General features: G+C 67.2%; 11 protein-coding genes. 8 read left to right on the top strand and 3 right to left on the bottom strand.

The window, feature by feature from the left end; translation table 11 throughout:
- Positions 1-5 precede the first annotated feature (5 nt).
- Entirely contained in the window at positions 6-1,820 is a 1,815-nt protein-coding gene (locus ASF09_RS17235) for a DUF885 domain-containing protein (protein ID WP_060527359.1), read from the bottom strand.
- A 232-nt stretch (positions 1,821-2,052) separates the two neighbouring features.
- Here ASF09_RS17235 and ASF09_RS21095 point away from each other — a divergent pair, with 232 nt between their 5' ends.
- Positions 2,053-2,178 (top strand): hypothetical protein, encoded by a 126-nt coding sequence (locus ASF09_RS21095; RefSeq protein ID WP_268795643.1) that lies wholly within the window; start codon positions 2,053-2,055, stop codon positions 2,176-2,178.
- Positions 2,179-2,233: 55 nt separating this feature from the next.
- Here the strand turns inward: ASF09_RS21095 and ASF09_RS17230 are convergent, their stop codons facing one another.
- Positions 2,234-3,316, bottom strand: a complete 1,083-nt coding sequence (locus tag ASF09_RS17230; protein WP_082444379.1) for a mannose-1-phosphate guanylyltransferase/mannose-6-phosphate isomerase — start codon at positions 3,314-3,316, stop codon at positions 2,234-2,236.
- A 161-nt stretch (positions 3,317-3,477) separates the two neighbouring features.
- Here ASF09_RS17230 and ASF09_RS17225 point away from each other — a divergent pair, with 161 nt between their 5' ends.
- From ASF09_RS17225 to ASF09_RS17205, 5 genes are read left to right on the top strand one after another with little or no spacing between them, the layout of a single operon-like run.
- Positions 3,478-4,866 carry a TIGR03013 family XrtA/PEP-CTERM system glycosyltransferase gene (locus tag ASF09_RS17225; RefSeq protein ID WP_060527306.1) on the top strand — a complete coding sequence of 463 codons (1,389 nt, stop codon included), beginning with the start codon at positions 3,478-3,480 and terminating at the stop codon, positions 4,864-4,866.
- 19 nt (positions 4,867-4,885) lie between these two features.
- Positions 4,886-6,943 (top strand): XrtA/PEP-CTERM system histidine kinase PrsK, encoded by a 2,058-nt coding sequence (gene prsK / locus ASF09_RS17220; RefSeq protein WP_082444376.1) that lies wholly within the window; start codon positions 4,886-4,888, stop codon positions 6,941-6,943.
- Complete coding sequence (gene prsR, locus ASF09_RS17215) at positions 6,940-8,319, top strand: PEP-CTERM-box response regulator transcription factor (protein ID WP_060527304.1); 1,380 nt, start codon at positions 6,940-6,942, stop codon at positions 8,317-8,319. Before prsK ends, prsR begins: the two co-directional genes overlap by 4 nt.
- Positions 8,312-10,198 carry a tetratricopeptide repeat protein gene (locus tag ASF09_RS17210; RefSeq protein WP_060527303.1) on the top strand — a complete coding sequence of 629 codons (1,887 nt, stop codon included), beginning with the start codon at positions 8,312-8,314 and terminating at the stop codon, positions 10,196-10,198. Before prsR ends, ASF09_RS17210 begins: the two co-directional genes overlap by 8 nt.
- 55 nt (positions 10,199-10,253) lie before the next feature.
- Positions 10,254-11,072, top strand: a complete 819-nt coding sequence (locus ASF09_RS17205; protein ID WP_060527302.1) for an ATP-binding protein — start codon at positions 10,254-10,256, stop codon at positions 11,070-11,072.
- 1 nt (position 11,073) lies between these two features.
- Here ASF09_RS17205 and ASF09_RS17200 read toward each other — a convergent pair whose 3' ends face one another.
- Positions 11,074-12,855: an ABC-F family ATP-binding cassette domain-containing protein gene (locus ASF09_RS17200; protein WP_060527301.1), complete on the bottom strand. Its 1,782-nt coding sequence runs from the start codon at positions 12,853-12,855 to the stop codon at positions 11,074-11,076.
- Between the two features lie 121 nt (positions 12,856-12,976).
- Here ASF09_RS17200 and ASF09_RS17195 point away from each other — a divergent pair, with 121 nt between their 5' ends.
- Both ASF09_RS17195 and ASF09_RS17190 read left to right on the top strand, forming a co-directional pair.
- Positions 12,977-13,288, top strand: coding sequence for a hypothetical protein (locus ASF09_RS17195; protein WP_060527357.1), 312 nt, complete (start codon positions 12,977-12,979; stop codon positions 13,286-13,288).
- A 22-nt stretch (positions 13,289-13,310) separates the two neighbouring features.
- Positions 13,311-13,976 carry a response regulator transcription factor gene (locus ASF09_RS17190; protein WP_056054968.1) on the top strand — a complete coding sequence of 222 codons (666 nt, stop codon included), beginning with the start codon at positions 13,311-13,313 and terminating at the stop codon, positions 13,974-13,976.
- Positions 13,977-14,059: the final 83 nt, after the last annotated feature.

Raw genomic sequence — 14,059 nt, 5'->3', positions numbered from 1 at the left:
GGGACTTACGCCCGCCCGCGGATCGCGGCGATCCGCTCGTCGACGCGCCGTTCGAGGATCGTCAGCGGCATCGCGCCTTCGAGCAGGATGTCGTGGAACTGCTTCAGGTCGAACCGGCTGCCGAGCGCAGCCTTCGCCTTCATCCGTGCGCGCGTCCAGGCCATGTGGCCGACCTTGTAGCTGCATGCCTGACCCGCCTGCGTGCAATAGCGCTCGACCTCGCGCAGCGTCCGCGGTCGCGCGAAGCCGGTCGTCGCCACCATGTAATCGGTCGCCTTCTCGCGGCTCCACTGCTTCGCGTGGATGCCGGTATCGACCACCAGTCGCGTCGCGCGGAACAGGAACGACTGGAGATAACCGGCCCGCTCCAGCGGCGTCGCATAGGCGCCGAGTTCGTCCGCCAGCTGCTCGGCATACAACGCCCAGCCTTCGGAATAGGCCGAGAAGAAGCCGATCTTGCGCAGCGTCGGAATGTCCTTCGATTCCTGCGCGAGGCTGATCTGGAGGTGATGCCCCGGCACGCCCTCGTGATAGGTGAGCGACGGCAGCGTGTATTTCGGCCAGTCGCCGACGTCCTTCAGGTTGACGAAGTAGATCGCCGGGCGGTTGCCATCGAGCGAGGCGCGGTTGTAATAGCCGTTCGCCGCGCCGTCCTGGATCTCGACCGGGACCGCACGGATTTCCAATGGCTGCGTCGGCACCCGCGAGAACGCCTTGGGCAGCTTGGTGTACATCGCCTTGATGCCCTCGTTCAGCCCGGCGATCAGCTCGGTGCGCCCCTCGGCCGTGTTGGCATAAAGCTGATCGGGCATGACGTTCAGCTTGGCGAGCCGCTCTCCGACCGTGCCGGTGGCATAGCCCTGCGACTTGAGGATCGTGTCGAGCTGCGCGGTAATCTCCGCGACCTGCGTCAGGCCGATGCGGTGGACCTCGTCGGGGCTCATCGTCGTGGTGGTCGCTTGGTTCAGCGCCATCGCATAGATCGCGTCGCCGTTCGGCACGCGCCAGATCCCGTCGCCGGGCTTGGTGATCGGCTTCAGTCGCTCGATCAGCGCGATCTGACGGTCGAGTGCGGGATAGACCTTGTCGTCGACGATCTTGGCGGCACGCGCCTGCCAGTCGCCGGTGAGGCCCTTCGCCGCGGCGCGCTTGACGAGCGATTGGACGATGCTCGACGTCGCCGCCGGCTGGCTCCGCAGTTTCCGCATCTGGCCGAGCGTCAGGTCGAGCGACCAGCCGGGTGCGAGCAGGCCACGTGCCGCCTCGGCCTGCTGCATCGCGCTTTCCTGATCGAGCACGGTGCCGAACTGGTCGAGCCGCGCCAGATACGCCTCGGCGTCGGGTGTCGCCGCGATGGTGTGCGCGGTGTTGAGGAAGTCGGGGACCTGGAAATAGGCGCCGCCCTGCTGGAAGATCCGGTAGGGGCGGATCGGGCTGTCCATGCCGAATTTTTCGGGCGCGGCGATCTGCGTTTCGAGCGAATAGCGGACGACCTCGAGGTTCAGCTTGGCGGCTGGCGAGAGCCCCGCGCCGTCATAGCGCGCGAGGCTCGCGATCGCCGCCTTGGTCTCGGCGATATCGCTCGCGCGCTTCTCGGGAGTCCGCGGCGAGAGCTGGCTCTTCAGCGATGCCAGCGGGCCCTTGTCGAGGCCGAGCGAGGTCGCGAGCTCGGGCGATCGCGCGACGTTTTGCTGGAAGATCCGTTCGAAATCGGCGTTCAGCGCGGTGTCGCCGGTGGGTTTCGAGAAAGCAGCCGAGGGAAGTAATGTGGTCGCGAATGCTGCGACACCGCCCGATGCGAGAAACTGACGACGATCCATGACGAACTCTCCGGTGATATGGCGCGCATCGTAGGCGAACATGCCACGGCTTTGCCAGTTGCACGTCGATCGAATCTCGTCGCGACCGCGGGAACCACATCTGATGCTGGCGGTTCAAACAGGGAGACCGGCGGCGTGGTTGATCCACCCCCAACGACCCCGTCGGTCGCCCGTGTGCGTATCGAGACCAGCCGTGCGAGATAGATCATCCAAGCCGTTCAACGATGGGCGCTTGCACGCGGTTGGCGAAACCTTGCGCAATTCGTGGCAGACGCCGACGGATACGATGATCACCGACGACCTGCCGACGTTGCTGACCCTGCTGTCCAAGGTGCCGAGCCGCCGCAAACGCCCGTGACGGATCTGTAACGAAAGCGGGTGCGGGGCGTATGCCGCACCCGCACTCGTTCCGATCAGCCCTTGGCCTTCATCGCTTCGATCAGTTTCTTGACCTCCTGGCTCCGGCCGCGCGGCATGATCAGCACGTCGTTGCCGCTCGCGACCACGATCAAATCCTTGACGCCGACCAGCGACACGCGGATGCCGTCGCTGCGGACGAAGCAGTGCTGCGTGTCGATCGCCAGCACATGCCCGTCCTTGTCGCTACGATGCGCGTTGCCGCTCGCGTCGCGATCGCTGATCGCATGCAGCGCGTCCCAGCTGCCGACGTCGTTCCAGCCCATCGCGACCGGCACCACCGCGACGCGGTCGGCCTTTTCCATGACCGCGTAATCGATCGAATCGTCGGGCGACGCGGCGAACGCGGCCGCATCGGGATAGACCCGCGTGCCCTCGATCCGCGCCTTGTCCATCGCCTCGCTGGTCGCGACCAGGATGCCGGGATGGAACTGCGCGAGCGCCTCGAGATAGGCGTCGGCGAGAAACAGGAATATCCCGCCGTTCCAGGCGTGATCGCCGCTCGCCAGCATCGACTGCGCCTTGTCAAGCGGGGGCTTCTCGACGAACCGCGCGACGCGGTTGATGCCGGGCTGGAGTTCGTCGCCGATCTGGATCCAGCCATAGCCGGTCTCGGGTGCATCGGGTGCGATCCCGAAGGTCACCAGCCAGCCCTGCGCCACCAGCGGCATTGCCGCCTCGATCGCGGCATGGAACGCGGCGACGTCGCCGATCACATGGTCGGACGGCATCACCAGCAGCGCGTCGCCACCACCGCCCGCCGAGGCGGCCTTCGCCGCGAGTGCGGCCAGCGCGATCGCCGGCGCTGTGTTGCGGCCCGCGGGTTCGAGGATCAGCGCCTGCGGCGCGGCGCCGGCCTCGGCGAGCTGCTGCTCGACCAGCTCTGCATGCCGCGCATTGGCGACCACGATCGGCGCGGCATAGCGCTCGCCCAGCGCGCGCCCGGCGGTCAGTTGCAGCATCGTCTCGTCTGCAGTCAGCGCCAGCATCTGCTTGGGCATTTCGGGGCGCGACATCGGCCAGAGGCGGGTCCCCGAACCACCCGACAGGATAACGGGAACGATCTTACGTACGGTCATGAATCCTCCAGATTGCGCCGAGCTATAACGACGAGTCCGTGCCTGCCAATCGTATAATCGGTCAATTCGCTGCACGGTCTTCAGGGTTTTTTGGTATTTGACCGCGTAGCACTGGCCAGGTGTCGGTAGCATTTACAGATGATGTGTCGGGATAGCGTGCGATGATACGGCTCTTCAAACACTATGTGCCGCATGCCGTGCTGCTGCTCGGACTGGTCGATCTTGCCCTGCTGATCGCCTCCGCGGAGATCGGCTGGGTCGTTCGCGCGCATCAGATCGGCATGGCGGTCGCGCCGATCCATACGCGGATCGCGCAGTTGCTGACCTTCGCGATCGCGCTTCAGGTGTCGCTGGTCGCGGTCGGCGCGTACGGGGTGGCGTCGTTCCTGTCGCTGCGGTTCGCCGCCGCCCGGCTTGCGGTGGCGCTGGCGCTCGGCGTGATCGCGCTGTCGTTCATCTTCTTCCTCGTGCCCGCGCTGAGCTTCTGGCGGTCGAATCTGCTCTATTCGACGATCATCGCGACGGTGCTGCTCGTCACGGTCCGCGCGCTGCTCGGCAAGACGCTGGGGGGCGATACCTTCAAGCGTCGGATCGTCGTGCTCGGTGCCGGTGCCCGCGCCGCGCGGATCCTTCAGCTGTCCGAACAGCCGGGCATCAACTTTATCGTCGCCGATTTCGTCGCGATGGGCGAGCCCAATCAGGTGATCGGCAAGGCCAGGCCACGCGCGGAAATTCCCAATCTGTCGGCGCATATCGTCGATCGCAACGCGAGCGAGGTCGTGCTCGCGCTCGACGAACGCCGCAACGCGCTGCCGATGAAGGATTTGCTGCGGGTCCGCACCACCGGCGTCCAGGTCAGCGAGATCTCGACCTTTCTCGAACGCGAGACGGGACGGATCGACCTCAAGAGCGTCAATCCGTCCTGGCTGATATTCTCCGACGGCTTCGCCTCGAGCCGGATGCTGTCGAGCGTCTTCAAGCGCGCCTTCGACATTTTCGCGAGCGGGCTGCTGCTGCTGCTGACACTGCCCGTGATCCTGCTGACCGCGGTCGCGATCAAGCTCGAATCCAAGGGACCTGCGTTCTATCGCCAGCGCCGTGTCGGGCTGTACAACGAGGGATTCGACATCCTGAAGCTGCGGTCGATGCGCCAGGATGCCGAGGTCGCGGGCACCGCGGTCTGGGCGGCGGAGGACGATCCAAGGATCACCCGAATCGGCCGGTTCATCCGAAAGGTGCGGATCGACGAACTGCCGCAGACCTGGACCGTGCTCAAGGGCGAGATGAGCTTCGTCGGCCCGCGTCCCGAACGGCCGCAGTTCGTCGAACAGCTCGAGGAGCAGCTGCCGTTCTACGCCGAGCGCCATATGGTGAAGCCCGGCATCACCGGCTGGGCGCAGATCAATTACCCGTACGGTGCGTCGATCGAGGATGCCCGGCACAAGCTCGAATACGACCTGTATTACGCGAAGAATTATTCGCCGTTCCTCGACATGCTGATCCTGTTGCAGACCTTGCGCGTGGTGCTGTGGCCGACCGGCGCGCGATGAGTGCCCTGATGAGCAGATCGTGAGCGGCGCGCTGATCCTGTGGGCGCACGCGCTGACCGCGTTGCTGTTCGGTACGCTGGGCCTTGCGCAATTGCGCGGCGGGCAGGGTGCGAACTGGGGGCTCGGACGCTGGGCGCATCGTGCGTTCGTCGCCGCGCTGTTCGCGACCAGCCTGTGGGCGTTGGCGGTGGCGGGGATCGATGCGCGCGACGTCGCGACGCGGATCGCCGAAAGCGTCCGCAATATCGCGTGGCTGCTGTTCATGATGGCGCTGGTCCGGCACGATCGCGTCGGCAGCGTCTCGCTCGGCGCGGTGTACGGCGTGGTGATGATCATCGCCGGCGGCAGCGCGGTGCTCGCGGTGGTGCAGCTGGCGCCGGTCGACGCCGATGCGATGGTCGCGCTGGAGTCGGCGCGGCTCGTGTTCCGGATGATGGCGGCGGTCAGCGCGCTGGTACTGGTGCACCATGTGTATCAGGCGGCCCCGGCATCGCGCGGCGGCGTCCGGCTCGTGATGCTGGCGGTGGCGGCGATGTGGGGTGTCGACCTCCTGCTGTTTGCCGCGCGCTATGTTCAGGGAGACTGGTCGACCGGCCTGATTATCCTCCGCGGCGTGGCGATGGCTGGCGTCGCGGTACTGCTCGCCATCGCGGTCCACCGGCGTGGCGACTGGACGCTGGCGCTGTCGCGACCGATCGCCGTCCGGGCCTTGTCCGCGATCGCGCTCGTCCTGTACGCTGGCGCCACCGCGCTCGCGACCAGTATCGCGGCTAGCTATGCCGGTGGCTCGCTGCGGATCGTCCAGACCGCGATCGTATTCGGCGCGACCGCCGCGCTGCTCGCGCTGATCTGGACGCCGTGGCTGCGCGCCTGGACCAAGGTGAAGGTCGCCAAGCATCTCTTTCGACACCGCTATGATTATCGTGCCGAGTGGCAACGATTCACCGACACGCTCGGCAAGCCCGGCGCCGATGCGGAGTCGCTCGAGACCCGGGTCGTGAAATCGATCGCCGACCTGACCGATTCGCCCGGCGGCCTGTTGCTGGTGCCCGATAACGCCGCACTCGTCATGGGCACGGGGTGGAACTGGACCGCAGGTTCCGACGGCCCGCCCGACGCGTCGCTGGCACGCTATCTGTCGGAGGACGCACGGATCGTCGAGTTGGACGGCGTCCGCGCCGGAACCTGTTCCGCGGACGAGGCGGCGAGCGTTCCCGACTGGATCCGCGCATGTCCGGAAGCGTGGGCGATCGTGCCATTGGTCCACGGCGGCGCGCTGGTCGGCGCGATCGTGCTCGCGCGGCCGCCGGTCGATCGCGCGCTCGACTGGGAGGATTTCGACCTGTTGCGTGTCGCCGGGCGGCAGGCGGCAAGCTATCTCGCGGAGGACCGCGCGCATGCGGCATTGGCCGACGCAGCGCGGTTCGACGAGTTCAACCGCCGCTTCGCGTTCATTCTCCACGACATCAAGAACCTCGTCAGCCAATTGACGCTGGTCGCGCGCAATGCCGAGCGGCATGCCGACAATCCCGCGTTCCGCGTCGACATGGTCGCCACGCTCAAGGATTCGTCCGATCGTATGAACGCGCTTCTCGCCCGCCTGTCGCAGCATGGCCCGGTCCGCAACGAACCGCTCCAGCCGATCGACGTCGGCGCGATCGTCGATCGGGTCGTCGCCGGTCGCCGCGCGCAACACCCGATCGCCGCGCGTACGGTCGCTGCGTGCGCACTGGGTCATGTCGCACGCCTCGAACAGGTGCTCGGTCACCTCGTCCAGAACGCGATCGAGGCGAGTGGCGCGGCGGACGCCGTCCTGCTGTCGGTCGAAACCATCGGCGATCACGTCGCGATCGATGTCGTCGATCGCGGTTGCGGCATGACGCCCGGGTTCGTTCGCGATCACCTGTTCCGTCCGTTCGTCTCGTCCAAGCCGGCCGGGTTCGGGATCGGCGCGTTCGAGGCCCGTCAGCTCGTCCACGCGATGGGCGGCACGCTCGAGGTCACCAGCCGCAAAGGCGAGGGGACTCGGTTCCGCGTCCTGCTTCGCGTCGCCGACAGGCTTGAGGCAGCGGCATGAGCGACGACCGGACTTCGCGCGGCGCTACGCCCTTGCCCGTGCTGCTGATCGTCGAGGACGATGCCGGCCTGCAACGTCAGCTACGCTGGGCGTATGAGGGGTATGAGATCGTCGTCGCCAGCGACCGGGCGCAGGCGCTCGACGCGATCCGCGCGCATGAGCCCGCGGTGGTGACGCTCGACCTCGGCCTGCCGCCCGATCCCGATGGAGTCACCGAAGGCTTCGCGACGTTGCGCGACATCCTCGCGATGAAGCCCGATACCAAGGTCATCGTCGCGTCGGGTCACGGCGCGCGCGAAAGTGCGCTTCAGGCGATTGCCGACGGCGCGTGGGATTTCTACGCGAAGCCGATCGATATCGACGCGCTCGGCCTGATCGTCAGCCGCGCGTTCCATGTTCATGCGCTGGAGGCCGAGAACCGTCGGCTGGCCGCGCGGATCGGTCCCGGCGGTTTTGGCGGCCTGCTCGCCGCGTCGCCCGAGATGGCGGTGGTCACGCGGACGCTGGAGCGAGTCGCCCCCGCCAACGTGTCGGTGATGCTGCTCGGGGCGAGTGGGACCGGCAAGGAACTGCTTGCGCGCGGGCTGCACGACGCGTCCCCCCGGTCGCGCGGCAATTTCGTCGCGATCAACTGCGCGGCGATCCCCGAGACGCTGCTCGAAAGCGAATTGTTCGGTCACGAAAAGGGTGCGTTCACCGGCGCCGTCAAGACCACCGAAGGCAAGATCGAACAGGCCGCCGGCGGCACGCTGTTCCTCGACGAGATCGGCGACGTGCCGCTCACGCTGCAGGTGAAGCTGCTGCGGTTCCTGCAGGAGCGCGTCATCGAGCGCGTCGGCGGGCGCAAAGCAATTCCGGTGGACACCCGGATCGTCTGCGCGACGCACCAGAACGTCGACGCGATGGTCGCCGCGGGACGGTTTCGCGAGGACCTGTATTACCGGCTCGCCGAGATCGTCGTGCGGATACCGCCTCTCGCCGAACGGACCGGCGACGCGGTATTGCTCGCACGACATTTCGTCACGCGCTACGCCAAGGCGATGAACCCCGTCGTCACTGGCCTTGCTCCTGACGCACGCGCTGCGATCGACGCCTGGGGCTGGCCCGGCAACGTTCGCGAACTCGAGAACCGGATCAAGCGCGCGGTCATCATGGCCGACGGCAAGCTCGTCACCGCCACCGACCTCGATCTCGACGGCAAAGGCGATGAGGCCGCGGCGCTCAATCTGCGAAGCGCGCGCGAGCAGGCCGACCGCAAGGCGATCCGCCAGGCGCTCGCCCGCGCCGATGGCAATATCTCGAGCGCCTCGCGGTTGCTCGGGATCAGTCGGCCGACGCTGTACGACCTGCTGAAAAGCTACGACCTGCATGGCTGAGTCGATCTATCCGCTGTTGCGTCGGCGTCGCCGCAAACGCCGATTGCGGATGCTCAAGGCGTTTGCAGGCAACCGCGCACGCGTATTGGCGATCGGCTTGCTGTGCTGCGTGGTCGTGCTGATCGGCCTTGCGACGGCGATGCGACCATCGCCGCCGACCGCCGGTCAGTTGCTCGCCGACAGCCTGAAGACGCTCGATGCCGGCAATTACAGCGCGGCGCGGACCAATGCGCAGAAGGCGATCGCCGCGGACCCGAATCTTGCGATCGCACATGCCGTCCTGGCACGTGCATTTCTCGAGCTGGACGACGGGGTCGCGGCGGAAACCGAACTTGCCGCGGCGATCGCCGCTGGATTTCCTGCGGATCGCCTGCACCAGCTTTCGGCGCATGCCCGCCTGTTGCGCGGCGATCCCGCCGGCGCGATCGCGGAAGCGGCGAAGGCGCAACCGCGCTATGCGGGGTACGCCACGCGCGTTCGGGCACGCGCGCTTGCCGCGCAGGGACATCCCGGTGACGCGGTGGCGGTTCTCCGGGCACTGCTCGCGCGCGCGCCGACCGATGCGGCGGCCTGGACCGATCTCGGCCGTTTGTCCCTGTCCGGCGGCGACGTCGGCGGTGCGACGATCGCGGCGACGAATGCGGTATCGCTGGACCGGCGCAGGCCGGCGGCGTTGATGCTCCAGGGCGAGGTCGTCCGCAGTCGCTACGGCCTCGTCGCGGCGCTGCCCTGGTTCGAGGCGGCGTTGCAGCGCGATGCCTATTACCCGCCGGCGCTGATCGACTATGCCGCGACGCTCGGCGATGCGGGGCGCAACGTCGACATGCTCGCCGCCACCCGCCGCGCGCTGCTCGCACGTCCCGGTGACCCGAACGCATTGTATCTCCAGGCGGTGCTCGCCGCGCGCGCCGGGCGGACTCCGCTCGCCCAAGCGCTGCTGGAAAAGACCGATGGCGCGGTCGACGATGTGCCCGGCACGCTCTTGCTCAGAGGGGATCTGGACTATGCGCAAGGGCGGTTCGCGCAAGCGGCGGGGCATTGGCGCAAACTCGTGCAGATGCAGCCGTCCAACGTCGTCGCGCGCCAGTTGCTGGGTCTCGCGTTGCTTCGCGCGGGGAATGCCAGTGGCGCGATCGCTGTCCTGCAACCGATCGCTGCCCGTCCCGACGCCGACAGCTATTCGCTCACCCTGATCGCACGCGCGCTTGAGGCGGCTGGCGACCGGAAAGGCGCGGCGGTGTTTCTCGATCTCGCGGCCGCGGCGCCGGTATCGTCCCCGCCGATCGCTCTGGCGGGTCGTCCCGTCGCGCGCGTTGTCGCGACGCCCGGCGCGCCCGCGACGCAGCTTGCGCTCGGCGATTCGCTAGCGGCGGCAGGACGTTATGCAGACGCGGCGCGCGCCTACGCGCAGGCCGCCGATCTGTCGTTCGACGAGCCGACGATGCTGCGTCTGGTCGATGCGCTTGCTCGTGCTGGCCGCGTGCAGGACTCCGCGACGGCGCTCGTCCTGTACCTGTCGCAGAACCCGCAAAGCCTTGTGGGCGCGCGGATGCTCGGTCATCGCCAGGTGGCGTCGGGCGAATGGGACCGCGCGATCGAGACGCTCGAAAGCGTCCGCGCGCGCGTCGGCAACCAGGACGGCGGCGTCCTCGCCGATCTGGCGCTGGCCTATGCGGGCAGCGACGACGGCGCGATCGCGGTCCGCTATGGCCGCGCCGCCTATGCGCTGTCGCCGATGCGTGCGGCGGCCGGTGATGCCTACGGCGTAGCACTCGCCGCGAACGGCGATCTGGTCGGCGCCCGCCAGTTGCTGGTCAAGGCGACGCAGCTTGCGCCGGCCGATGCCGCGATTGCCGGACATCTTCGCCAGCTCGGGTGAGCGCCGGCCCGGGTGACGGCTTGTCTCCAACGTTTCGTGCGGCCAATAGCGGCACATGATCGACCCGCTGGACCGTATCGCCGCCGCGTTGGAGCGCCTCTCGCCACCGCCGCCGCCCGTCGCCGATCCGCGCGCGCACCCCGCTTATGTCTGGCGGGGCGGCGCCCTGGTCCCGGTGCGGGGCTTTGCGCCGCTGCCGCTCGACAGGCTGGTCGGGATCGACCGCCAGAAGGCCGCCTTGCTCGGCAACCTTCGCCGTCTCGCCAGCGGACATGCTGCGCAGGACGTCCTGCTGTGGGGCGCGCGCGGCACCGGCAAGTCGGCGCTGGTCAAGAGCGCGGTCGCCGCGATTCAGGCTGAGGCGGGCCAGGCTGGGTCGGGCGATCTCGCGCTTGTCGAAGTCTCCGACCTGACTGGCCTGCCGATGCTGTTCGCCACGCTTGCCGGGGTGCAACGCGCGTTCGCGGTGTTCGTTGACGATCTCGGCTTCGACGTGCCGGCCGAGGCGCGCGCGCTGCGTTCGATGCTCGAAGGGGGCAGCGAGCCGCGGCCGCACAACGTCCGCCTGTTGGTGACGGCGAACCGCCGGCATCTCGCCCCTCGCGACATTGCCGAACAGGAAAGCGCGATCAACCCGCGCGATTCGGCGGACGATCATCTGGCGTTGTCGGATCGCTTCGGGCTGAGCCTCGGCTTCCACGCGCTCGATCAGGACGGGTATCTGGCGATCGTGGCCGGCTATGCGGCGGCGCACGATCTCGCGTTCGAGCCCGCGGATGCGATCGGATGGGCCACGCGCCGCGGCAGTCGATCCGGCCGCGTCGCGTGGCAGTTCGTCGTCGACCTGGCGGGCCAGGCCGGCCGCAGCCTTTGACCTAGCTGCCGCCCTCGACCTGTTCCGCCAATTCGAGCCAGCGCAGTTCGGCGGCCTCCTTCTCGGCGCGCGCCACTTCGATCGCCTTGGTCAGCTTCGCGAACGTCGCATGGTCGCGCATATACAAATCAGGCTTGGCCAGCTTGACCGCATCGGCCGCCATTTGCTTGTCGAGTTCCTCGATCCGCTTCGGCAACAACTCGTAATCGCGCTGATCCTTGTACGTCAGTTTCGCGCGGGGGGCGGCCACCGCCGGAGCGGTCGCCGCGACCTTCTTCGACGCACGCTTGCCGGTGGTCGTCGAGACGCGGCGCTTTTCCCAATCCTCGTAGCCGCCTGCAACGACATCCACGGTGCCCGAGCCATCAAGCCCAAGCGTGATCGTCACGGTCCGGTCGAGGAAGTCGCGGTCATGGCTGACGATCAGCACGGTGCCGTCGTAATCGCCGATCACCTCCTGCAACAAATCGAGCGTCTCGAGATCGAGATCGTTGGTCGGCTCGTCGAGCACGAGCAGGTTCGACGGCTTGGCGAACTCGCGCGCCAGCAGCAGCCGTGACCGTTCGCCACCCGACAGCGAGCCAATCTTCGCGTCGACCATGTTCGGGTCGAACAGGAAGTCCTTCAGATAGCCGTGGATGTGCTTCCGAACGCCGAGCACGTCGATCCACTCGCCGCCGTCGACGACGACTTCGCGGACCGTCTTCTCGGGTGCCATCAGGCTGCGCTGCTGGTCGATCACGACCGCATCGAGCGTCTGTGCCAGCTTGATCGTACCGCTATCGGGCTGGATCTCGCCGGTCAGCAGCTTCAGCAGCGTCGACTTTCCCGCGCCGTTGCGGCCGACGATGCCGATGCGGTCGCCGCGAGTCACCCTCAACGTCAAGTCGCCGATGATCGTGCGGTCGCCGTAGACCTTGGTGACGTTCTTCGCGTCGATCACGACCTTCGACTTGGTGTCGTCGCTCGCGGTCGTCAGGTTGGCCGAGCCCTGCGGCCCGATCATCGAGGCGCGTTCGGCGCGCATCTCGTGCAGCTTGGTGAGACGCCCCTGGTTGCGCTTCCTACGCCCGGTGACGCCGCGGAGCAGCCAATGCTCCTCCAGCTTGAGCCGCGCATCGAGCTTCTCGGCCTGGCGCTGTTCCTCGGCATAGACCTGCTCGGTCCAGGCCTCGAATCCGCCGAAACCGATCTCGGCACGCCGGATCGCGCCGCGATCGAGCCACAGCGTCTGCTTGGTCAGTCGCGTCAGGAAGGTACGGTCATGGCTGATCACGACGAACGCGCCGCGGAAACGCTTGAGCCAATCCTCGATCCATTCGATCGCGCCGATGTCGAGATGGTTGGTCGGCTCGTCGAGCAGCAGCACGTCGGGGTCCTGCGACAGCGCGCGGACGATCGCCGCGCGACGCCGCTCGCCGCCCGACGCCGAAGCCGCCTCGCGCGACAGGTCGATGCCGAGCTGATCCGCGATCGAATCTGCCTCGTAGTTCACCGGCGCATCGTCGCCTGCCATCACGTAATCGCGCAAAGTCGCGAAGCCGCGCAGGTCGGGCTCCTGCTCGAGGATCACGACGCGGGTGCCGGGGACGATCGTCCTGCGTCCCTCGTCCGCCTGGACGCTGCCGCCCAGCAGTTTGAGCAAGGTCGTCTTGCCGGCGCCGTTGCGGCCGATCAGCGCGAGCCGGTCGCGCGGTCCGATATGGATGTCGAGATTGCGAAAGAGCCATCCCGAGCCCTGGACGAGCCCGAGGCCTTCGAATGCTAAGATTGGTGCTGCCATGTTCGCGCCACGTAGGGGCGACGGGTGATGCAGGCAAGTTACACCGTCATGCTAACCTGCGTCAGTACCTTGCGCGGGGCCATTCACTGGCTGTTCAATGCCGGGCCGCTATGCCACGGCCATGAAGATGTTGCTCCTCCTTGCGACCCTGGCCTCGGCGCCGTTACTGATGGCTGCCGCGCCGATGATGGCGGGCGCGGACCAGCGCCGTAGCGACCAGATGTCCGCGTTCCAGGCGCGCAAGACCGGCGGGCTGTCGCTGCGGGAAATCGAGGGACGCGTGATCCCGACGATGAAGGGCGCGCAGTATCTCGGTTCCGACTATGATTCGGGCAGCGCCATTTACACGCTGAAATTCCTGCGCGATGGAACCGTCATCTGGGTCGACGTCGATGGCCGGAGTGGCCAGATCGTCGGCCGCACCGGTCGCTGACCCCTTAATCGAGAGGACTATCATGCGCGTTCTGATCGTCGAGGACGAGCCGAATCTCGGCCAGCAACTGAAGAACACCCTGGAAGGAGCCGGCTATGCGATCGACTTAGCAGTCGATGGCGAAGAAGGGCATTTCCTCGGCTCGACCGAGAATTACGACGCAGTCGTGCTCGATCTCGGCCTGCCGGAGATCGACGGGCTGACGGTGCTCGATCGCTGGCGCAAGGAAGGCAAGACGATGCCCGTGCTGGTGCTGACCGCGCGCGACAGCTGGTCCGACAAGGTCGCTGGGCTCGATGCGGGCGCCGACGACTATGTGGCGAAACCGTTCCAGAGCGAAGAGCTGATCGCGCGTCTGCGGGCGCTGATCCGCCGTGCGTCGGGCAATGCGTCGTCCGAGCTGACCGCGGGCGACATCCGCCTCGACACGCGCAGCGGCAAGGTCACGCGCGCCGGCGAGCCGGTGAAGCTAACCGCGCAGGAATACAAGCTGCTCAGCTACCTGCTCCATCACAAGGGCAAGGTCGTCAGCCGGACCGAGCTGATCGAGCACATCTACGACCAGGATTTCGATCGCGATTCGAACACGATCGAGGTGTTCGTGACGCGCATCCGCAAGAAGCTCGGCCAGGACGTGATCACGACGATCCGCGGCCTCGGCTACAGCCTCGAAGATCCGGCCGCCTGATCGGCTGACGATGGATACCGCGCCGCCGACAGACCCACTCAAGACCGACACGCCGATCCGCGTGCCGGCGGCGGTGAAGGGGT

Origin of the sequence: Sphingomonas sp. Leaf242 (assembly GCF_001422045.1) — a bacterium.
In the GTDB taxonomy this organism is placed as follows: domain Bacteria; phylum Pseudomonadota; class Alphaproteobacteria; order Sphingomonadales; family Sphingomonadaceae; genus Sphingomonas.
This window is presented reverse-complemented; position numbering and strand designations above follow the sequence as displayed.

Excerpts from the sequence above, each read along its gene's own strand:
- ASF09_RS17235 (WP_060527359.1), bottom strand. The coding sequence starts at position 1,820 with ATGGATCGTCGTCAGTTTCTCGCATCGGGCGGTGTCGCAGCATTCGCG.
- ASF09_RS17230 (WP_082444379.1), bottom strand. The coding sequence starts at position 3,316 with ATGACCGTACGTAAGATCGTTCCCGTTATCCTGTCGGGTGGTTCGGGG.
- ASF09_RS17225 (WP_060527306.1), top strand. The coding sequence starts at position 3,478 with ATGATACGGCTCTTCAAACACTATGTGCCGCATGCCGTGCTGCTGCTC.
- prsR (WP_060527304.1), top strand. The coding sequence starts at position 6,940 with ATGAGCGACGACCGGACTTCGCGCGGCGCTACGCCCTTGCCCGTGCTG.
- ASF09_RS17210 (WP_060527303.1), top strand. The coding sequence starts at position 8,312 with ATGGCTGAGTCGATCTATCCGCTGTTGCGTCGGCGTCGCCGCAAACGC.
- ASF09_RS17205 (WP_060527302.1), top strand. The coding sequence starts at position 10,254 with ATGATCGACCCGCTGGACCGTATCGCCGCCGCGTTGGAGCGCCTCTCG.
- ASF09_RS17200 (WP_060527301.1), bottom strand. The coding sequence starts at position 12,855 with ATGGCAGCACCAATCTTAGCATTCGAAGGCCTCGGGCTCGTCCAGGGC.
- ASF09_RS17195 (WP_060527357.1), top strand. The coding sequence starts at position 12,977 with ATGAAGATGTTGCTCCTCCTTGCGACCCTGGCCTCGGCGCCGTTACTG.
- ASF09_RS17190 (WP_056054968.1), top strand. The coding sequence starts at position 13,311 with ATGCGCGTTCTGATCGTCGAGGACGAGCCGAATCTCGGCCAGCAACTG.